This window comes from Massilia sp. Leaf139, from assembly GCF_001424165.1.
Classification (GTDB): domain Bacteria; phylum Pseudomonadota; class Gammaproteobacteria; order Burkholderiales; family Burkholderiaceae_D; genus Telluria.
In genome coordinates, this window is sequence record NZ_LMOJ01000023.1 from 373717 (window position 1) to 392752 (window position 19036).

Sequence of the window (19036 nt, forward strand, 5' to 3'; positions counted from 1 at the left end):
CTTTTTTATTTATCCACTACAATTCGCCCCATGAAGCTAGACACCTCTCCCATCGCGGCGATCGCCACCGCACCCGGACGCGGCGGCATCGGCGTGGTGCGCGCCTCCGGCAAATCGCTTGCGCCCCTGATCGCATCGCTGTTCCCGGACGCCAAACTGGCGCCGCGCCACGCGACCTATATTCCCTTCACCTCCGGCGACGGCAGCGTCATCGACCAGGGCCTGGCCCTGTATTTCAAGGCGCCGCATTCGTACACCGGCGAAGACGTGCTCGAGCTGCAGGGCCATGGCGGCCCGGTCGTGTTGCAGATGCTGCTGGCGCGCGTGCTGGAAGCAGGGCGCGAACACGGCCTGCGCCTGGCCGAGCCGGGCGAATTCACGCGCCGCGCCTACCTGAACGACAAGCTCGACCTGGCTCAGGCCGAAGCGGTGGCCGACCTGATCGACGCGTCCACGGAAGCGGCGGCGAAATCGGCCTCGCAGTCTTTATCGGGCGCCTTCTCGCAGGTCGTTCACCGGCTGGTCGAGCAGACCATCAACCTGCGCATGCTGGTCGAAGCGACCCTCGATTTTCCGGAAGAGGAAATCGATTTTCTGGAAAAGTCGAACGCGCGCGGGCAGCTGGCCGGCATCGTCGACTCGCTCGAACATGTGTTCCGCCAGGCCGCGCAAGGCGCGCTCCTGCGCGAAGGCCTGAACGTCGTGCTGGTCGGCCAGCCGAACGTGGGTAAATCCTCGCTGCTGAACGCGCTGGCGGGGGCGGAAGTCGCGATTGTCACCCCGATCGCCGGCACCACCCGCGACAAGGTCAGCGAGACGATCCAGATCGAGGGCATCCCGCTGAACATCATCGACACGGCCGGCATCCGCGCGATCGACGAGGGCATCGACGTCGTCGAACGGATCGGCATCGAGCGCACCTGGGGAGAGGTCGGCAAGGCGGACGTGATCCTGCACCTGCTCGACGCCAATCTCGGCCCCAGCGCGGCCGACGAAACCATCGTCGCCGCCTTCCCGGCCGGGGTGCCGGTGGTGCGCATCTGGAACAAGATCGATCTGTCCGGCCACCGCGCGACCGTGGAAGGCGCGCCTGACGCCACCCACATCTATTTGTCGGCCAACGAAAAGACCGGCATCGACCTGCTGCGCACCGAGCTGCTGCGCATCGCCGGCTGGCAGCAGACCGGCGAATCGCTGTATCTGGCGCGCGAACGCCACCTGATCGCCCTGCGCGCCGCGCGCCAGCACCTGGACGTCGCCGCCCAGCACGCGGCCCAGGATGACCAGTCGCTCGACCTGTTCGCCGAGGAACTCAGGCTGGCGCAGGATCAGCTGTCCAGCATCACCGGGGAATTCACGCCGGACGATTTATTGGGGGTGATTTTCAGCCGCTTCTGTATCGGCAAGTAGGGTAGACGGGTCTCTCGTCCACGCGGTGATCGTTACGGGCTCCGATTTCGTGCTCGACGATCTCGCCTGCGCGTATCACCGCGTGGAGTCAGGACTCCACCCTACATAAACATCGGTTCCGCCAGCCCATGCTACCCTTGAGCCCGAACCCAAGGAGCGAGCATGGCTGACCAACACACCTTCCGCGCGCGGCGCGTCTTCCTCATCGCTTCAAGCCTGGCCGTCGCCGCGACGCTCAGCTCCTGCGCCAGCATCCTCGGCCCCCGCGAAGTCGACCTGCCGCTGTCGAAACTGCAGGCCAGCCTCGACCGCCGCTTCCCCATGGACAACCGCTTGCTTGAACTGTTCGACCTGCGCCTCTCGCGTCCGCAACTGAGTGTGTTGCCGGGCGACCGCGTCGCGCTCAGCATGGATGCCAGCGTGGCCCAATCTTTCCTGCGCAATCCGCTGTCCGGCAGCCTGGCCTTCTCGGGCCGCCTGTACGTCGACCAGGCGAAAAATGGTGTTTATCTCGCCGAGCCGCGCCTGGAGCGTTTCGCCATCAGCGGGCTCGACGAGTCGGTCAGCCGCCAGCTGTCGCGCGCGGCGAACGGCCTGCTCGACCAGGCGATCCTCGATATTCCGGTCTACAGCTTCCGCATGGACGAGTTGCGCTATGCCGGCGTGCAGTATGTGCCGACCCGGATCGCCACCACCGCGACCGGGCTGCGCGTCTCGCTGGAGCCGGCGCCGCGGCCGTGACCGGTCTGTAGCAGGCTTGCATCCTGTTACAAAATGCCCCGATAAAGCGCGCCGCACGATTGGATGGGCGCCGGATTGCGTTATCGATACTGCTATGATTTCCGCAGCTGACATCGCCTTTCACGGCTGCCGCCGCGCCGGCTGACGATCTGTTGCAGACGTGCCGCAACGGGTGCAATGCGCGTAATACGGCGTTGCGGCAGCGCCGGGTTGGGCGCACACTGGATCTCCAGAACGGCTGTGGCAGCGCTGCAGCACCGGAACACCCCATTGCGATTGCTCATGCCTGGAATGTTCCACTACAGTAATCTTGCTTGACGAATTGACGTGCTGCCGGTAGGGGGTAGACCTTGGAAACGATACAAGACAGTGTGATGAGCGACGGTGCGGCATCGGAATCGCCGCCCGCCGTGTCAGCCCAGACCAGGCCGTCGCGGGTCAGCCTGCCGCCGAAAGGGTCATGCTGGTACTGCGACAAACCGGTCGACAGCGTGCGCCGCTTCTGCGGCAAGGACTGCACCGACGCCTTCGACGAGGAAGCCGAATACACGCGCTGAGAGCGTGTGAAAAAATCGCCATGGCTGCGTTGCATCGCCTCGCCATACCGTTGTACTGTCTTCGCCGATGCGCCTTGCCCTGACGATTTTTTCATACGCTCCACGCGCGCGGTTCCCGATTTGATTTACTCCTGACCGCTCCGCCCGGATCGGTCGAGCACTTCCAGCGCGCGTTCGTACTCGAAGTCCGAGACCGCCGCGCGCAAGACCGCATACTCCCGCTCTCCCAGATACCCGCTCAGTTCGCCCTGCGCGGCCGCGACCAATTCGAGCGCCGCGCCGTCGCCGATGTCGAGCATGACGCGCAGCTGTGCGCGTGCGTCGCCAGTGGCCACCGGGGTGGGTGGCGCCGCGGCCGGCGCAGTCAGATCCATTCCGTCGAGTACGCGCAGCACGGCCGCCAGCGCCGCGTCGAGTTGCTGCAGGAGCGGCGCCGGATCGCGCGCGCCGTGTACCGCATCTTCCAGCGCCAGCGCAGCGCCGTGCAGGGCAGGGGCGTCGATCATGCCGGCCGCACCCTTGATGGTATGGGCCAGGCGCCGCGCCAAATTGTGCTCGCCGGCGGCAAGCGCTTCCCGGATGGGGGCAACGGCGTCGCGGTAATCGCTGCGAAAGCGTGCCAGCACGCGCAAGTAGAGGGCGCGGTTGCCCATCATGCGCTCGACGCCGGCCTCGAGATCGATGATCGGCTCGGGAAGCGGCGCCGGCTGCGGCGTGTTTGGAGAAGGGGGCAGGCTGTCGTGCCGGGTCATCCGCTCAGCGGGTCGTGAACGACCAGGTACGCGCGACCGGCGTGCTGCTGAGGACGGTGCCGCCGCTGATGAGGTTGGTCGAACCGGTAAAGCTGACGTCGTACACCGTGTTCGCCGCCAGCGGCGCCAGCGGCACGATCGCGGCCGAGGAACGTCCGGTATGGCTGTCGTTTGCATTGCTCAGCAGGCGCACCGGCAGCTCGGCGCCGTTACGGGGACGGATCGTGAACGTCGTCACCCGGATGGTGAGGTCGATGTTCGCATGCACGCTGACCGGATAGCCGACTTCATTGCGGTCGGGAACCGGGTCGGGCGTTTCGGTGTTGCTGAAGAAGTTGCGCGGTACGGCAGTCTGGCCGCTGAAGGGCCATACCGCGACGTCGCCGCCGAGGATGCCGACACCGTAGCCGTTATTCGCGGTGAAATTGGCCGTGAAATAGTTATAGCCGGCGCTGGTAGTGGCCGCGCCCGTGCCGATTTCCTTGAACACCGGTTCGAAGATGACGAAGCGGTGGTAGACCGCTGTAATTAGTTCCTCGGCCATGTACTGGCCCGAGCCGTTGCCGGCGGCGGAGATGACTTCGCCGAATGCGCGCGAGGCGCTGGTGTTGAATTGGTAGCCGGCGGCGGCCAGGCGCGCGCTGACGTCGACGCCGGTGAATCCCGGCCGGCCCACGATCTGGTCATGGGTGATCGTGTTGTTGAGGCTCTGGTATTCGGAGTGTTTCTGGGCGGCGATGTCGATCTCGCGGTTTTGCGTGAGCGTCGACATGCCGACCTGGCCGCGGCGGAAATTGAGCCAGTTGCGGCCATCGACCGCGATATTGCCGGTGGCGGTGGGCGCGCCCGGCACGGCGGGCGTGACCGGGGTTTCAGGTGTCGGCGGTGGCGGCGTCAGCGGATCGGGCGTGGCGGGCACGGCTGGGGGCGGGGACACGACCGGTGGCGTGGTAGCGACCGGAACCGGATCCGCGCTGCCGCCACCACCGCCCCCGCCGCCACAGGCAGCCAGGGCCAGGGCGGTCACGCAGCCCGCCACCACCATTCTCGCGCGAAGCAGTTCGCTCATCCGTTTACTCCTGATTCAAATCAACATCGTAAGGGCACATTCTAGGGCAAATCAAATATGCACGACGCTTGGGTTCGTGCGCGACCGGGCGCGGGCGCACTGTAAAATAGGTCATCATTCTCTTGCCCGGATCCGAATTGAACCCCTCCCGCCCAGCGCGCCTCGCGCGCGCCAAGTTCGCTCTGCCGAGTTTTGTCACCCTGCTGTCGATTGCCTGCGGCTTCGGCAGCATCGTCATCTCGGTCGACAACGCCCAGGTCGGCGCGCCGGGAGACTTCCGCCTGGCGGCCATCCTGCTGGTGCTGGCCGGCGTGTTCGACGCGCTCGACGGTTTTGTCGCCCGCGCCACCAACACCCAGTCCGACTTCGGCGTCCAGCTCGATTCGATCGCCGACGTCATGAACTTCGGCTGCGCCCCTGGTCTGCTGCTGTACTGCTACGGCTTCGCCCAGATGAGCGCCGCACATCCCACCATCGTGCGCATGGGTGGCCTGGCCTGCTTCATCTTCGTCGCCTGCGGCGCGCTGCGCCTGGCCCGTTTTAATATTTCGGTCGGCCGCACCGATCCTCGCTATTTCGTCGGCATGCCGATCACCGCCGGCGCCGCCTGCGTGGCCGCGGTGGTGGTGGCCTGGCCCGATCCGGTCGTGAACATGACGCAAGCCTTTGCCGTGATGGCGCTGATGGTTGCCGTCGGCACCTTGATGGTGTCCACCGTACGCTTTCCTAGCAGCAAGCAACGCCTGAGCAAAGGCATGTTAGTCGTGATCGGCGTCGCCGTTCTGCTCCTGCTCATACTGCAGACGCGCTTTTTCGTGTTGTTCTTCCTGTTGTACATCTGCGCCACGCTGCTGCTGAACATTGCATGGCGCACCGGCTGGCGCGGGATTGCGCCGCCGGTCGTATACGCGGACGAGGAAGAAGTTTAAGTTTCAGGCGAACTTGTCGAGCAGCGCGGCCAGCCGCGCCGCCACCGCGCGCGCGTCGTCGAGATCGGCGGCGCCCTCGCTGTGGGTCACGACGGTGGCCGTGAGTAGTTGCACAAAGGAGCGGTCGAGCGCTTTTCTCGCCGCCGCCATCTGCTGCGCCACCGCCTCGCAGTCGGCCGGTTCCGATGCCAGCGCAATCAATTTCTGCACGCCGCGCAGCTGGCCTTCGATGCGGGCCAGGCGGTTCAACAAATCCTTCTTTTGCTGGGCCGTCAGCGCAGTGCCCTCGACGATTCTGACCGGGTCGCTTGCCATCGCTCGCCTCAAGCTACTTCGTGACCGCGCGCCGCGCGCAAGATCTCGAACCAGTCGCTGCGTGCGAGCGTAAAGCCGGTGGCGGCCACCGCCGCGGCGATCGAGGCGATCTTGCCGCTGCCGGTGAGCGGCATCGGCCGGCTCGGCAGCGCCATGATCCAGGCGAACACGACGCTCGCAAACGACTGACCGCTGCGGTCGGCGATGGTCTGGATGGTCGCGCGCAGGGCGGCGCTGCGGGCGTCCTCCGCGCTGAACAGGCGCCCGCCGCCCAGCGGCGACCAGATCATCGGCGCGATGCCCAGATCCTGCAGGCCATCGAAGGTGTCGTCGAACAGCGGCGCCGTGTGCAAGGGCGAAAATTCGACCTGGTTCGTCGCCAGCGGCACGCGCCGGTTGAGCGACTCGAACTGGTGCCGCGTGAAATTCGACACCCCGACATGGCGCACCTTGCCCGCCTGCTGCAGGCGCACGAAGGCTTCGGCAACCTCGTCGAAGTTCATCAGCGGGTCGGGGCGGTGGATCAGCAACAGGTCGAGGTAGTCCGTGCCGAGCTGGCGCAGCGATTCCTCGCAGGAAGCGACGATGTGCTCGAAACTCGTGTCGTAATGCTGGATCCTATGCGCCGGACGCTGGTTCGACACCAGTTTGATGCCGCACTTGCTGACGATTTCCATCCGTTCGCGCAGCCCGGGCTGGGCACGCAGGGCTGCGCCGAACAAGCCCTCGACGCTGTAGTTGCCGTAGATGTCGGCATGGTCGAAGCTGGTCACGCCGAGTGCGAGGCACTCCTCGATGAAGCCGACACGCCCCTGCACCGACATGTCCCACTCGCCCAGGCGCCACATGCCGGCGATCACGCGCGACAGTTCGAGGCCGCCAGGGCGGGTGACGGTGCGGGGGCAGGAGGGGAGAGCGGTCATGGCGGCTTGTTTGCTTGAAAAGTAACAAGGCATTATAGCCGCGCATGGATTTGCGTTCGCGCAGCAGCGGTAGGGTGGTCGGCTCCACCACGAAACATGCGAGCCGGCGGCCCATGCGCCGCCCACGCGTTCAACAAGCAGGTGATATGTCGCGAGGTTTCACCGGACGGCTGAACGCGTGGGCGGCGTCCACGCAGCGTGATCGCAGATTGCAGGGCGGAGCCGACCACCCTACCGCCAATAATTTGCACCAATATAGTGCAAATAAAAATGCCCGCTGGGCATACACCGGGCGGGCATCGTTGGAGCGTATAAAACGCTTATTTGATCATCAAACGCAGCGAATCCCAGGCGCGGCCGAAGATGCTCGCTTCCTGCACTTCTTCCAGCGCGACCACCGGCAGCACCAGCAGCGGCTTGTTGTCGACCATCATGCGCAGGGTGCCGACGCGGCCGTTGCGCGGCAGTGGGGCGACCAGCGGATCCTTGCGCTCGAGCACAGGTTTCAGTTTGCCGGCCACGCCCTTCGGCACCGTCACCAGCACGTCGTTGGTGAAGCCGATTTTGACGCTGCCCTGCGAACCCTTCCACACTTCCGGGGTGGCAATTGCCTGGCCCTTCGAATACAGCTTCACGGTATCGAAATTCTGGAAGCCCCAGTTCAGCAGCTTCTGGCTTTCCTGGGTACGCACCGCGTCCGAGCTGGCGCCCGAGACGACGGAAATCAGGCGGCGCTGGCCCGAAGCGCCGTTAGGACGGCGTGCCGAGGCGATCATGCTGTAGCCCGAGGATTCGGTGTGGCCGGTCTTCATGCCGTCGACGGTCGGGTCGAGCCAGAGCAGGCGGTTGCGGTTCTGCTGGGTGATCTTGTTGTAGGTGAACTGCTTGACCGAGTCGATCTTGTAGAACTCGGGGAAGTCGCGGATCACATTGGTGGCCAGCTGCGCCAGATCCTGCGCGGTCGAGTAGTTGTCCGGGCTCGGCAGGCCGTGCGGGTTGGCGAACTTCGTGTTTTTCAGGCCCATGCGCTGGGCTTCGCGGTTCATCAGCACGACGAAGGTGCCTTCGTCGCCGGCGACCGCTTCGGCCAGGGCGACGGCGGCGTCATTACCCGACTGCACCATCAGGCCGTGCAGCAGGTCGTCCACGCTGACCGGGGTGGCCGGGTCGATGAACATCTTCGAGCTGCTCGAATCGACTTTCCACGCACGGGTCGACACATTCACCATCGTGTTCAGGGCCAGCTTCTTGTCGCGGATGGCGCCGAAGACAACGTAGGCCGTCATGACCTTGGTGAGCGAGGCGGGCTCGATGCGCGCATTCGGATCCTGGGCCGCAATGACCTGGCCGCTGGTGGCGTCGAGCAGCAGCCACGATTTCGCCGCGATCGATGGGGCAGGCACGGTTTGCGCGCCCGCCGACATCATCAGCAGGCTGGCGGCCACGGCCGCAATCAGTTTTTTCATGGGAGCTAAATGTAAGTCAGTAGGGGTGGTGCGGATGCCGATGGGTGTCAAAAGAATATTGCCCACCGGCATGGAATCGATGAAGTGCTTAATTATAGGCCAGTGCGGCTAGACTGTAACCCGTCAATTGTCACGCCGCCACATCTGCACGACAAGATTTTTGATCGGATTGAGACGCTTGTGGAAGAAGTGATCCGCGCCTGGAATCACGATCACCGGGATTTCCTGCGGGCGTGCCCAGTCGAACACCATTTGCAGGGTAATGGTGTCGTCCAGCTCGCCATGGATGAGGATCGTGTCTTCCGGCACGCTCGGCAATGGCCATTTGCCGGCGGCGGTACCGACCAGCACCATGCGCTCGATGGCGTCCGGTTTGCCTTCGTTGACCAGGCGCGCATGCAGTTGCGACTGCACGAAGGTGCCGAAGGAAAAGCCTGACAGCGCCACCGGCAGGCCGGGGTATTGCGACTGCATGTAGTCCAGCATGAAGGCCATGTCGTCGACTTCGCCATGGCCGCGGTCGTGTTCACCCTCGGACTGGCCGACGCCGCGGAAATTGAAACGGGCCGTCGCGTAGCCGAGCGTGACGAAGGTGCGCGCCAGCGTTTGCGTGACCTTGTTTTCCATCGTGCCGCCATAAAGCGGGTGCGGGTGCGCTACCAGGGCGATGCCGCGCGGCGCGCCTTCTGGCAGGTCGAGCATGCATTCCATCTTGCCGGCGGGGCCGTCGAGGGTAAAACGTTTCGAAAACTTGTTCATGGTGCAGTAAAAGGTGAAGCGTCAGATTTTCAGGCGTTCGACGACCTGGCCGCCGAGGATGTGGGTGTCGATGATGTCGTCGATGTCGTCGGTATCGACATAGGTGTACCAGGTGCCCTGCGGGTAGACCACCAGCACCGGGCCTTCTTCGCAGCGTTCCATGCAGCCGGCCTGGTTGATGCGCACCTTGCCCGGCTCGCTCAGACCGAGTTTCTTGATGCGCTTCTTGGCGTGCTTTTGCGCGATCGCGCCGGCCTTGCCGCAGCTCTGGCGGCAGTTATCGCCATCGCGCTCATTCATGCAGAAGAATACGTGGTGTTCGTAAAACGGTTTGTTGTCGCTCATGTCGTTCTCGCTATGTGACGTGATTAGCCGCCATTCTACGTGTTCCTAGCCGCGATTCAGTTTATGGGAAGGAAGAAGCAGGAACCACAGCGCAAAAAACGGCCACAGCAAGGACAAGAATTGGGCCGCCCCATTAAAGTTCAGGAATTTGCCCTGCACCCAGCCTTGTAGAGTCAGCGTGAAATACGGGTTCGCCGGAATCGTGTTCACCACGATCAGGCTCAGCACCAGGGTGACCACCGCCAGCCGGCGCTGGGCGATCTGCGGCGCAAAGGCCAGGCCCGCCAGCATGATCAGGCCAATCAGGAAGCCGCCTTCGGCGCCCGGCGTCACCCAGACGAAGGCGTTATCGGGCCGGAACAGCAGCGAGCTGGCCAGGGTCTTCATCACCAGCGCGGCGGCCAGCATCAGCAGCATCAGGGTATAGCGCGGCGCGCCCCGGCGCAGCAAACAGAGCAAAGTGAGCGCGGCGCCGGTCATGCCGCAGGCGGTGATGATCGTTTCCGACAGCCAGTACTGCTCGACGCTCATCGCCGGGCCCGGACGCAGCATGGCGATCAGGTCGATGTCCGTCTCGAACCAGCTGGACAGCCAGCCCGAGATGATCGGCAGCACCTGGCCATGGCCGAATAAAAAACTTTGCGGATAGATCTGCGCCAGCGGCCATAGCGCGAGCAGCACCAGGCCCTGGCTGGCGTGCGGGGCGAACCAGCGCTTGCGCAGGCGGTACAGGCGGCCCTGGTCGAGCAGGCTTCTCGCCATGAAGGGGCCGATGCAGGCGCCGACGAAGCAGCCGGCCGCATTCGTGAACAGATCCAGGTTCGAGGGCACGCGGCTGGGCAGGAAGTTCTGCACCGTCTCCATGGTGCCGGTGACGAGGAAGCCGAACAGCGTCGCCAGCAGCGCGGCCCATACCCCGCGCACCAGCGGATACAGCGCCAGCACCAGCAGGATGCCGAGCGGGACATAGCCGACGACGTTGACCATCACGTCGAAGCCCGTCCAGTAGCGCTGCTTGACCAGATTCATGAACGAGAGCAGCGGCAGGCCGTTGCTGCGCCAGCCCGTGAACGGATACCAGCTGGCGTAGACGATCAGCAGCAGGTAGGCGAGCAGCGCCGCGCGGGCGACAGGCGAGCCGCGGCGCGGCGCCTCCTGTCCTGCCGCGTCGTGCCCGGCGTCGTGCCCATTCGCGTGCTGCTTCACTGCGGTCATCGTTTGCGGTTGTCGAAGCCCGTCATCCAGGCAATGAGCTCGGCGGCGACGGCGTCGGTGCTGGCCGCCAGGGCGCGCGCGCCGCCGGCCGCGTCGGCGCTCGTTGCCGCGGTGGCGCGCGTAAACGTCTTCTGGTCGTGCAGGGTGTGGCCGTTGAACAGCGAGGCGCGCAGCATGAGCTGGCCTTCGCTGGCCGTGGTGCTGGAAAACGCGTGCGAGAAGTCGTCGATCTCGATGCGCAGGATCGGGATGTTGGTGCTCGAATCGGTTGCCGACAGCACCTTCACGCCGGCCTGGGCCAGGCGCGATTTCAAACGCTGCGTCACCAGCAGCAGGGGATTCGCGCTCCAGCGGCTGTTGGCATAGGTGCGCGCCTGCAGCGGGTCGTTGTAGTTCAAGCGGTAGACCATGCGCTCGTTCTCGAAGGTCGGCGAGCCGGTCGCATCCATCACGATGATGGCGGCCAGCGGAGCCTGCGCTACTTGCGCGGCCGGGGTGCCCAGCGGGCCGAAGTCGAACTGGGTGGTGGCGCCGGTATTCTTGTTCGAGGCGCAGCCGGCGACGGTGGCGCCCAGTGCGAGGGCGAGGCCGGCGGCGCCGAGGAAGCGGTGCAGGGAAGTGGTCAACATAGTCCTCATTTGGTCGGGGCGACGAAGCCCGGCTCGCCGGGGCCGGGTTGGACGTTCGGATTGCCGAACAGGATGCTCTGCGGACGATCCGACAGCGAATCGGCCGTGCGCCGCACCGAGCGCAGCGCCGTGCGCGCTTCGTCCGTCATGCGGGTCAGGTGCGGCAGGGTTTCCGCTTCCAGGTCGCTGGTCACACCCTGCAGCGAGCCGATGGCGCCGTTCAGGCGGTTGATCGGGCCGTCCGGCGCCTGCAGCGTGGTGGCCAGCTGGTCGTAGTTGCGCACCGTCGTGGTGGCGCTGGCGGCGAAGGTGTCGAAGGAAGTCAGGCTGCGGTCGATCTTGTCGGCCAGCGCCGGCATGCGGTCGATCGTCGGGCCCAGTTCTTCCGGGATCTCGCCATAGGCGGCGGCCGCCTTGCCGATGTTGTCGAAGGCGCCGATGATGATCTTCTGGTTCTCGTCGCTGACCAGCGCATTGAGGCGGTTCGTGATCTGCTCGGTGCGGTCGAGGATGGCGATGCCGCGCTTTTCCAGCTGGTCGAGCAGGCCCGGACGCAGCGGAATGCGGCCCACGTGCTCGGGATCGGTCTTCAGCAGGGGCGAGCCGGTGCGGTCGTCGTCGAGCTGGATGAAGGCGATGCCGGTCACGCCCTGGTAGCCGAGCGAGGCGAAGGTGGTGGTGGTGACGGGCGAACCTTCCTCGACCGACAGGCGGATCAGGATCTGGCCGGTTACCTTCGGATCGAACACGATCTCGTCGACGCGGCCCACTTCCAGGCCGCGGTAGCGCACCGTGGCCTGCGGGTTCAGACCCGGAATCGACTGGGTGGTGACGATCTCGTAGGGCGACAGTTCGGTCTTGTCGCGGTTCAGCCAGAGGCCCACCAAGACGGTCGCCACCAGCAGGGCGATCGTGAAGACGCCCGTCATCAATGCATACGATCGGTTTTCCATGTCACTCCTTCGGTTCTTCCTCGATTGCTTCGTCGCGTTCCTCATCGCGTTCATCAAGCACTTCGAGTGCCCGCTGGCCGCGCCCGCCAAGGAAGAATTGTTTGATGAACGGATGGTTCACCCGCAGCACGTCGCGCGACGGGCCTACCGCCAGCACGTGCTTCTCGGCCAGGACGGCGATGCGCGAGGACAGCGCAAACAGCGTATCGAGGTCGTGGGTGACCATCACCACAGTCAGTTTCAGTTCCCGGTGCAGGGCCTGGATCAGCGTCACGAAGGCGTCCGACGCATCGGGGTCGAGGCCCGCGGTCGGCTCGTCCAGGAACAGCAGCCGCGGTTCCAGCGCCAGCGCGCGTGCCAGGGCCGCGCGTTTGGTCATCCCCCCCGACAGATCCGCCGGCATTTTATTGGCGTGCTCGATGCCCAGGCCCACCATCTCCATCTTCAGCAGCACGGCGTCGCGGATCACGTCCTCGGGCAGGGCGCGCAGTTCGCGCATCGGCTGGGCGATGTTGTCGAACACGGTCAGCGCCGAATACAGCGCGCCTTGCTGGAACAGCATGCCCCAGTGGTTGCGCATGCGCTGCAGCTGCTCGGGGCCGGCTTCGCTGATGTCCTCGCCGAACACGCGCACGCAGCCGCGCGACGGGTGTTCCAGCCCCAGCATCTGGCGCAGCAGCACGGTTTTACCGGTACCCGAACCGCCCACGATCGACAGGATCTCGCCCGAATAGATTTCCAGGTTCAGATCCTGGTGCACGACGGTCTTGCCGAACTTCGTCCACAGGCCGCGGATCTCGACCACCGGCGGGCCGACGTCTTCCTCGGGCTTGCGGTTGAGCTGCTGGGGCGGGCGCTTGATCGCATCAATCATCAGAACCCCACGCCGCTGAAGATGATCGCGAACACGGCATCGGCCAGGATCACGACCGTGATCGCGGTCACCACCGAGGTCGTCGTGCCGCGTCCCAGGCTTTCCGTATTCGGCTTGATGCGCAGGCCGAAGTGGCAGGACACCAGCGCGATCAGCACGCCGAAGGTCATCCCTTTTAATAAGCCGATGATGTAGTTCACCAGCGGCACCGCGTCCGGCAGCTTGTGCAGGAAGTAGCGGAAGGACAGCCCGAGTTCGATCTTGGCCGAGGCCATGCCGCCGATCAGGGCCATGGCGTCCGTCCACACCACCAATAAGGGCATCGAGATGGCCAGCGCCACCACCTTGGGCATGATCAGGCGATAGCCGTGCGAGATGCCCATCACCAGCATGGCGTCGAGTTCTTCCGTCACCTTCATGACGCCCAGTTGCGCCGTGATCGAGGATCCGGAGCGGCCCGCCACCAGGATCGCCGCCAGCAACGGCCCCAGCTCGCGCACCACGCTCATGCCGAGGATGTTGACCAGGTAGATGTCGCCGCCGAACTGGCTCAGCTGCTGCGCCGACAGATAGGACAGCACGACGCCGATCAGGAAGCCGACCAGCGCCGTGATGCCGAGCGCCTGGAAGCCGGAGTGGTAGATGTTGGCCGAGATCTCGCGCCACGGCCCCGTGTTCGGACGCCGGATGAAGCGGCCCAGATCCTGTATCAGGCGCCCGATCAGTTCGACGAAGCCGTGCAGGTGCTCGAAAAAGCTGAGCAGGCCGGCGCCGAGCACGATGATCCAGTTCAGCGGACTGACCCGGGTGCGCGGCAGGGTGTGGTGGCTGGCCTTCTCGATGCGGGCGAACAGCTCTTCCTGGCGCGGATCGAGGGCCAACGAGGCGGGGCGCTTCTTGCCCCAGGCGTTCCAGAGCAGCTGGGCGCCGATGTGGTCGATGCTGGCCACGCCGGTTAGATCCCAGGCCAGGTTCGGTTTCTTCTTAAGTGCGAGCAGGGTGCGGTTGATCCCCTTGAGCATGCCCTTCTGGCTCAGCGCATGCACCTGCCAGACGCCGCTTGCCATGACGGACTGCCCTGCACCGCTGGCAGCCTGTTCGATGGTCAATGTTGGCGTATTTTCAATCTGCATTGTTGCAGTGTAAAAGGAATTCGCCGTCTCTGCCATTCAAGCGGATCTAGCGTGCTCAGGCCGCCAGGTGGCGCACCTGCCTGGCGGGCGCCGCCACCGTGCCCGCGTTCGCCGCAGCTGCTTTCTTATGCGCGCCGTCGATGCCGCCCGCGTAATCGCTGGCGACCAGGGCCAGTGCCCGTTCGCGTTCCATGCCGGTCACCTGCAGCCACTCGGCCACCAGCTTGGCCAGGCGGTCGAGGGCGATGCGGTGGGTGGCGTCGGTTTTGGTATAAATCCAGTCCGAGAAGGCCATGAAGTTCTCGAACGGGCGCACGCCCAGCAGTTCGTGGATGGTGTTGGCGAAGCGCCCCGAGTTCGCCACCAGATCCCAATAGCGCGCGAAGCGCACCAGGCGCTGCATGGTCGGGAAGTCGATCAGGCTGGTGGCCAGCACGGTGTAGGGCGGATACGGGTCGTACACCATCTTGTAGGACTCGGTATGGCGGATGATCGGCGTGCCGCGCAGGCGTTTCAGGATGCCGAACTGGATCTCGTGCGCGCCCAGACTGACCAGCTGGTCGAAGCCGCGCGCGAAGCTGGCGATGTCCTCGCCCGGCAGGCCCGCGATCAGGTCGACATGCAGGTGGGCCTGCGAGTGTTGGCACAGCCAGCGGATGTTGTCCGCCGCCTTGGCGTTGTCCTGGCGCCGGCTGACCAGGGCCTGCACCTCGGGATTGAAACTCTGGATGCCGATCTCGAACTGCAAGGCGCCGGCCGGGAAGCGCGCGATCATCTCCTTCAAGGCTTCCGGCAGGTGATCCGGCACCAGCTCGAAGTGGGCATACACCGGGTCGTCCGGGGCCGCTTCCAGTTTATCGAGGAAGAACTGAATGATCTTCATGCTGGTCTTCACGTTCAGATTGAAGGTACGGTCGACGAATTTGAAGAGTCGCGCACCGCGTGCATATAAATCCTCCATCTGCGCGAGAAAACTCTCCAGCGGGAAGGGCCAGGCGGTCTTGTCGAGCGAAGACAGGCAGAACTCGCATTTGAAGGGGCAGCCGCGCGAGGCTTCCACATATAAAGTGCGGTGGGCGATGTCCTCGTCGCTATACAAAGCGTAGGGCAGGGCGATCTCGGCCATCGGCGCCTGCACGCCGGCGTGCACCTTCATCAGGGGCTGGGGGCCGTTCAGGATCTGGGCGCACAGCTGTGGAAAGGTGATTTCGCCCCAGCCGGTGACGACGTAGTCGGCCAGTTTCACGATCGCCTGCTCGTCGGTCTCGAAGGACACTTCCGGGCCGCCCAGGATGATTTTGACGTCGGGCGCGATCCGTTTCAACATCGCGACCACCCGCGTCGTTTCCTCGACATTCCATATATAGACGCCGAAACCGATGATGCGCGGATGCTGGGCCAGCAGGCGCTCGACCACTTCGGTGGTCTTGGCGCCGATGACGAATTCCTGGATCCGCGTGTCGGGGCCGAGCGGGCCCATGTTCGCCAGCAGGTAGCGCAGGCCCAGGGATGCGTGGGCATAGCGGGCGTTCAGGGTGGACAGGAGGATGGTCATGGCGGGAAGCGTTCGGGCAAAGGGGCCATTTTACGCGCTGGCGCTCCAATCCGTGCTGGCGCTTTGGGAAGTTGCCTGTTAGAATACGCCCCGGAATTCAGGGAGTTGTTGCCCCGTTGTGGAACAGCATCCCAGCAAGTTATGCCTGATGACCATAGCAAGTCGGTCCCACCCCTTCCCATCCCGAACAGGACCGTGAAACGACTTTGCGCCGATGATAGTGCTGCAACCAGTGTGAACCACCAGCGTCGCTGGTGGGCTTTTTTCTTTTCCGTCGCTTTTTTTGCGTACCCATCAGTTTCGATAGGTAAAAAAGCAGTTGCTGTAGTTACACTGTATCTCCCGTCGCGCATTGTCCTGGCGGGAATCCAGTTTGTCTTTCATTCGCCACGCGCACAGCCGCAGAAAGCGTCCACATGAAACGTCAGCAACTGCAATCCACCTCTTTTCCCTCGCTACGTGCGTCCGGTCTCGCCGCCATGCTTGCCCTGGCCCTTGTCGGTTGCAGCAGCAGTGACGATGCCGACAGTCCCGGTACGACGGCGCCGCCGCCGGTCGCCACCGCATCCCGCATCGAAGTCGACGTCGCCCGCACCACCTATGGCGTACCGCACGTGCGCGCCAAGGACTTCCGCAGCCTCGGCTACGGACTGGCCTATGCCTATGCCCAGGACAATGTCTGCATGTTCGCCGATACCGTATTGACGGTGCGCGGCGAGCGTTCCCAGTTCTTCGGCGGGGAAGCGCGCGCGACCCAGCGCACCGGCGACGAATACGGCGCCGCCAGCGGTTTTATGGATCTGAAGAACGAGGACAGCGACTTCTTCTTCAAGGGCTATCTCGACATCGAGCAGCTGCGTGCCAGCTATGCCGCCGGGTCGGCCGAGCCGCGCGAGCTGGTCGAAGGCTATGTCGAAGGCTATAACCGCTACGTGAAAGCCTTCGCCGGCCTGTATCCGGCCGCCTGCAACAACGCCAAGTGGGTGCGTCCGATCACGGTCGACGACATGTACCTGATCATGGCCGAAAAGGCCCTGCACGCGACGGGCCAGGTGTTCGCACGAGAATTCGTGGCCGCCGGACGGGTGGCAGGTGCCCCCGCCAGCCTCGCCGCGCACAGCCCGCGCAAGTTCGACCCGGGCTTCCTGCTGGCGCGCTTGGATAAACTCAATCAGCAAGGGATCGGCAGCAACGCGCTCGCTGTCGGCAAGGAGCTGTCCGCCTCCGGCCGCGGCCTCCTGCTGGGGAACCCCCACTATCCGTGGACCTCGGCCGACCGTTTTTATCAGGCCCACCTGACCGTGCCGAACAGCTATGATGCGATGGGCGTGATCATCGGCGGGATTCCAGCCGTCGTGATCGGCTTTAACAAGGACGTCGCCTGGAGCCATACGGTCACCACCGCGATCCACTTCACGACCTTCCGCCTGGCGCTCGACCCGGCCGACAGCAGCGGCACCACCTACCTCTATGATGGCGTGCCGAACAAGATGAGCTTTAAAACGGTGTCGGTCGACCTGCTGCAGGCCGACGGTACGCTCGCCAAGCGCACTAAGACTTTCTGGTTCAGCCAGCAGGGCGCGGTGATCGTCAAGCCGGAGGCGGGCATGACCTGGACGGCAAGCGCGGCCTATGTGCTGGCCGACCCGAACCGCAACAACACGCGCATGCTCGAGCAATGGCTGGGCATCGGCCGCGCGAATACCGTGCAGGCGCTCAAAGCCGCGCTCGACAAGACGATCGGGCTGCCCTGGGTGAATACGCTGGCGGCCGACCGTGACGGCAATGTCTTGTTTGCCGACGCCAGCGTGGTGCCGCACATGGGTGCACAAAAGTTCGCCAATGGGTGTTTGCTGCTGCAGGCGGCGCTGCTGTTCGACGGCTCGCGCAGCAGCTGCGCCTGGGGCCAGGATGCGAATGCCCCGGCCGGGATTTATTCGGCGGCCAACGGGCCCTGGACGATCCGCACCGATTATGTCGGCAATTCGAACGACAGCTATTGGCTGAACAATCCCAAGGCCCTGTTGACCGGCCCGGCGCCGCTCGGCTATTCGCCGCTGTACGGCCGCGTCGGTGTCGAGCAGAGCCTGCGCACGCGGATCGGTTTCAAGCAGTTCGAGGAGCTGGCGCAGACAAAAAAGATCGGTCTGCCCGATATGCAGGCGCTGGCCTTCGCCAATCGCCTGTATGCGGCCGAGCTAGTGCTGCCCGAACTGCTGCCGGCCTGCCAGGCCAGCGGCGACGCCGTCCTGGTGCAGGCTTGCACGGCCCTGGCTGCCTGGGATCGCCGCGTGAACGTCGACAGCCGCGGCGCCGTGCTGTTCCGCGAGTTCTGGAACAGCGCCGCCGTCATTCCCAATAAATGGGCGGTGCCGTTCAACCCGGCCGATCCGGTGAATACGCCGAATGGCGTGGCGCCGGCCGCCATGCCAGCCATGCTTGCCGCCCTCAAGAATGCGGCGCTCAAGCTGCAGGGCCTGAATATCCCGTTCGACGGCAGGCTGGGCGACTACCAGACCGAGACCAGGAACGGCGTGCGCATCCCGCTGCACGGCGGCATTGGCAATATCGACGGCTCGTATAACTCGCTCACCATGCGCAGCGGCTTGACCGCTACCGGTTATAACGGCGTGTATTGGGGGCAGAGCTATATACAGACGGTGACCTTCGACGACGCCGGCCCGGTGGCCCAGGCCATGCTGACCTATGGCCAGTCGACCGATCCGAAGTCGCCGTATTACGCGGATCAGACCAATGTCTACTCGCGCAAGGAATGGCCGGTGCTGCCGTTCACGGAAGAGAAGATCAAGGCCGATCCGAACTACCAGCCGATCAGCCTGAAGGCCGACTAAGCCGCTGTTGTACAGGCAAAACCCCGGCCGCAAAAAAGCACTTGCGAAGCCCGGCCGGGGTTCGCTATAATTCGCCTCCTCGCGAAAACGACAACGAAATCAAGTAGTTGAGGTGGGAACGAGAGCCGCAGACAGTGCGGTGTAGCAAAAAAGAAGTTGACGAGAATCAGAAATTGCTTCATACTCTTCTTCCTCTGCTGCTGACGAACAAAACGATTCGCAGGACGCAGCAAGGCAGTACCGAACAAGTTCTTTAACAATTNCAAACTGGCCGACAGCGCCAGTGCGGTGTAGCAAAAAAGAAGTTGACGAGAATCAGAAATTGCTTCATACTCTTCTTCCTCTGCTGCTGACGAACAAAACGATTCGCAGGACGCAGCAAGGCAGTACCGAATAAGTTCTTTAACAATTAACAGTCGATAAGTGTGGGCGTTTGATGAAGGTGCCAGTGGCTTCGGTCGCTGATTACTTAAATTATCAAATGTTCACACAAAAGAAATACGTTGTCTCAGCAATGGGATGACGGTCAGTATTTTGAGTGAGCGACTCCTGAGAAATC

At 64.0% G+C, this 19036-nt stretch carries 18 protein-coding genes and 1 rRNA gene; 6 read left to right on the forward strand and 13 right to left on the reverse strand.

What is annotated here, in order from left to right; all coding sequences use genetic code 11:
- Nucleotides 1-30: 30 nt before the first annotated feature.
- The 3 genes from mnmE (at nucleotide 31) to ASF77_RS15810 (ending at nucleotide 2708) form a co-directional block, all read left to right on the forward strand.
- Nucleotides 31-1410 carry a tRNA uridine-5-carboxymethylaminomethyl(34) synthesis GTPase MnmE gene (mnmE, locus tag ASF77_RS15800; RefSeq protein ID WP_056341189.1) on the forward strand — a complete coding sequence of 460 codons (1380 nt, stop codon included), beginning with the start codon at nucleotides 31-33 and terminating at the stop codon, nucleotides 1408-1410.
- A 162-nt stretch (nucleotides 1411-1572) separates the two neighbouring features.
- A complete protein-coding gene (locus ASF77_RS15805; RefSeq protein ID WP_056341191.1) occupies nucleotides 1573-2151 on the forward strand; it encodes a DUF1439 domain-containing protein in 579 nt (192 codons plus the stop codon).
- A gap of 350 nt (nucleotides 2152-2501) precedes the next feature.
- A complete protein-coding gene (locus ASF77_RS15810; protein WP_229445459.1) occupies nucleotides 2502-2708 on the forward strand; it encodes a hypothetical protein in 207 nt (68 codons plus the stop codon).
- 125 nt (nucleotides 2709-2833) lie between these two features.
- Here the strand turns inward: ASF77_RS15810 and ASF77_RS15815 are convergent, their stop codons facing one another.
- On the reverse strand, nucleotides 2834-3460 hold the full coding sequence (locus tag ASF77_RS15815; RefSeq protein WP_056341195.1) for an Hpt domain-containing protein: 627 nt from the start codon (nucleotides 3458-3460) through the stop codon (nucleotides 2834-2836).
- Between the two features lie 4 nt (nucleotides 3461-3464).
- On the reverse strand, nucleotides 3465-4529 hold the full coding sequence (locus ASF77_RS15820; RefSeq protein WP_056341197.1) for a CAP domain-containing protein: 1065 nt from the start codon (nucleotides 4527-4529) through the stop codon (nucleotides 3465-3467).
- Between the two features lie 137 nt (nucleotides 4530-4666).
- Between ASF77_RS15820 and pssA the strand changes: the two genes are divergently transcribed.
- Nucleotides 4667-5458 carry a CDP-diacylglycerol--serine O-phosphatidyltransferase gene (pssA, locus tag ASF77_RS15825; RefSeq protein WP_056341198.1) on the forward strand — a complete coding sequence of 264 codons (792 nt, stop codon included), beginning with the start codon at nucleotides 4667-4669 and terminating at the stop codon, nucleotides 5456-5458.
- A 3-nt stretch (nucleotides 5459-5461) separates the two neighbouring features.
- Here pssA and ASF77_RS15830 read toward each other — a convergent pair whose 3' ends face one another.
- The 11 genes from ASF77_RS15830 to ASF77_RS15880 form a co-directional block, all read right to left on the reverse strand.
- Nucleotides 5462-5773: a metal-sensitive transcriptional regulator gene (locus ASF77_RS15830; protein ID WP_056341200.1), complete on the reverse strand. Its 312-nt coding sequence runs from the start codon at nucleotides 5771-5773 to the stop codon at nucleotides 5462-5464.
- A gap of 8 nt (nucleotides 5774-5781) precedes the next feature.
- Nucleotides 5782-6696, reverse strand: a complete 915-nt coding sequence (locus ASF77_RS15835; protein ID WP_056341202.1) for an aldo/keto reductase family oxidoreductase — start codon at nucleotides 6694-6696, stop codon at nucleotides 5782-5784.
- 320 nt (nucleotides 6697-7016) lie between these two features.
- Nucleotides 7017-8162 carry a D-alanyl-D-alanine carboxypeptidase family protein gene (locus ASF77_RS15840; protein WP_056341204.1) on the reverse strand — a complete coding sequence of 382 codons (1146 nt, stop codon included), beginning with the start codon at nucleotides 8160-8162 and terminating at the stop codon, nucleotides 7017-7019.
- Nucleotides 8163-8285: 123 nt separating this feature from the next.
- Nucleotides 8286-8921 carry an alpha/beta hydrolase gene (locus ASF77_RS15845; RefSeq protein ID WP_056341207.1) on the reverse strand — a complete coding sequence of 212 codons (636 nt, stop codon included), beginning with the start codon at nucleotides 8919-8921 and terminating at the stop codon, nucleotides 8286-8288.
- A 21-nt stretch (nucleotides 8922-8942) separates the two neighbouring features.
- Nucleotides 8943-9266 (reverse strand): ferredoxin, encoded by a 324-nt coding sequence (locus ASF77_RS15850; RefSeq protein ID WP_056341208.1) that lies wholly within the window; start codon nucleotides 9264-9266, stop codon nucleotides 8943-8945.
- 45 nt (nucleotides 9267-9311) lie between these two features.
- A complete protein-coding gene (locus ASF77_RS15855; protein ID WP_082493814.1) occupies nucleotides 9312-10481 on the reverse strand; it encodes a VanZ family protein in 1170 nt (389 codons plus the stop codon).
- Nucleotides 10478-11110 carry an ABC-type transport auxiliary lipoprotein family protein gene (locus ASF77_RS15860; protein ID WP_229445460.1) on the reverse strand — a complete coding sequence of 211 codons (633 nt, stop codon included), beginning with the start codon at nucleotides 11108-11110 and terminating at the stop codon, nucleotides 10478-10480. The genes ASF77_RS15855 and ASF77_RS15860 overlap by 4 nt, the downstream gene beginning before the upstream one ends.
- Nucleotides 11111-11115: 5 nt before the next feature.
- Nucleotides 11116-12063: an MlaD family protein gene (locus ASF77_RS15865; protein ID WP_056341212.1), complete on the reverse strand. Its 948-nt coding sequence runs from the start codon at nucleotides 12061-12063 to the stop codon at nucleotides 11116-11118.
- 1 nt (nucleotide 12064) lies between these two features.
- Nucleotides 12065-12937 (reverse strand): ABC transporter ATP-binding protein, encoded by an 873-nt coding sequence (locus ASF77_RS15870; protein WP_082493815.1) that lies wholly within the window; start codon nucleotides 12935-12937, stop codon nucleotides 12065-12067.
- Complete coding sequence (locus ASF77_RS15875; RefSeq protein WP_056341213.1) at nucleotides 12937-14070, reverse strand: ABC transporter permease; 1134 nt, start codon at nucleotides 14068-14070, stop codon at nucleotides 12937-12939. Before ASF77_RS15875 ends, ASF77_RS15870 begins: the two co-directional genes overlap by 1 nt.
- Before the next feature lie 55 nt (nucleotides 14071-14125).
- Nucleotides 14126-15625, reverse strand: a complete 1500-nt coding sequence (locus tag ASF77_RS15880; protein WP_056341215.1) for a B12-binding domain-containing radical SAM protein — start codon at nucleotides 15623-15625, stop codon at nucleotides 14126-14128.
- A gap of 144 nt (nucleotides 15626-15769) precedes the next feature.
- On the opposite strand from ASF77_RS15880, the gene rrf reads away from it, so the two are divergent.
- A 5S ribosomal RNA gene (gene rrf / locus ASF77_RS15885) occupies nucleotides 15770-15885 on the forward strand.
- Nucleotides 15886-16041: 156 nt separating this feature from the next.
- Nucleotides 16042-18477 carry a penicillin acylase family protein gene (locus tag ASF77_RS15890; RefSeq protein ID WP_229445461.1) on the forward strand — a complete coding sequence of 812 codons (2436 nt, stop codon included), beginning with the start codon at nucleotides 16042-16044 and terminating at the stop codon, nucleotides 18475-18477.
- The last annotated feature ends 559 nt before the right edge of the window (nucleotides 18478-19036 follow it).

Bases quoted from the DNA above. Each gene is read 5' to 3' on its own strand.
- mnmE (WP_056341189.1), top strand. From the start codon at position 31: ATGAAGCTAGACACCTCTCCCATCGCGGCGATCGCCACCGCACCCGGA.
- ASF77_RS15805 (WP_056341191.1), top strand. From the start codon at position 1,573: ATGGCTGACCAACACACCTTCCGCGCGCGGCGCGTCTTCCTCATCGCT.
- ASF77_RS15815 (WP_056341195.1), bottom strand. From the start codon at position 3,460: ATGACCCGGCACGACAGCCTGCCCCCTTCTCCAAACACGCCGCAGCCG.
- ASF77_RS15820 (WP_056341197.1), bottom strand. From the start codon at position 4,529: ATGAGCGAACTGCTTCGCGCGAGAATGGTGGTGGCGGGCTGCGTGACC.
- ASF77_RS15830 (WP_056341200.1), bottom strand. From the start codon at position 5,773: ATGGCAAGCGACCCGGTCAGAATCGTCGAGGGCACTGCGCTGACGGCC.
- ASF77_RS15835 (WP_056341202.1), bottom strand. From the start codon at position 6,696: ATGACCGCTCTCCCCTCCTGCCCCCGCACCGTCACCCGCCCTGGCGGC.
- ASF77_RS15840 (WP_056341204.1), bottom strand. From the start codon at position 8,162: ATGAAAAAACTGATTGCGGCCGTGGCCGCCAGCCTGCTGATGATGTCG.
- ASF77_RS15845 (WP_056341207.1), bottom strand. From the start codon at position 8,921: ATGAACAAGTTTTCGAAACGTTTTACCCTCGACGGCCCCGCCGGCAAG.
- ASF77_RS15850 (WP_056341208.1), bottom strand. From the start codon at position 9,266: ATGAGCGACAACAAACCGTTTTACGAACACCACGTATTCTTCTGCATG.
- ASF77_RS15855 (WP_082493814.1), bottom strand. From the start codon at position 10,481: ATGACCGCAGTGAAGCAGCACGCGAATGGGCACGACGCCGGGCACGAC.
- ASF77_RS15860 (WP_229445460.1), bottom strand. From the start codon at position 11,110: ATGTTGACCACTTCCCTGCACCGCTTCCTCGGCGCCGCCGGCCTCGCC.
- ASF77_RS15865 (WP_056341212.1), bottom strand. From the start codon at position 12,063: ATGGAAAACCGATCGTATGCATTGATGACGGGCGTCTTCACGATCGCC.
- ASF77_RS15870 (WP_082493815.1), bottom strand. From the start codon at position 12,937: ATGATTGATGCGATCAAGCGCCCGCCCCAGCAGCTCAACCGCAAGCCC.
- ASF77_RS15875 (WP_056341213.1), bottom strand. From the start codon at position 14,070: ATGCAGATTGAAAATACGCCAACATTGACCATCGAACAGGCTGCCAGC.
- ASF77_RS15880 (WP_056341215.1), bottom strand. From the start codon at position 15,625: ATGACCATCCTCCTGTCCACCCTGAACGCCCGCTATGCCCACGCATCC.
- ASF77_RS15890 (WP_229445461.1), top strand. From the start codon at position 16,042: ATGAAACGTCAGCAACTGCAATCCACCTCTTTTCCCTCGCTACGTGCG.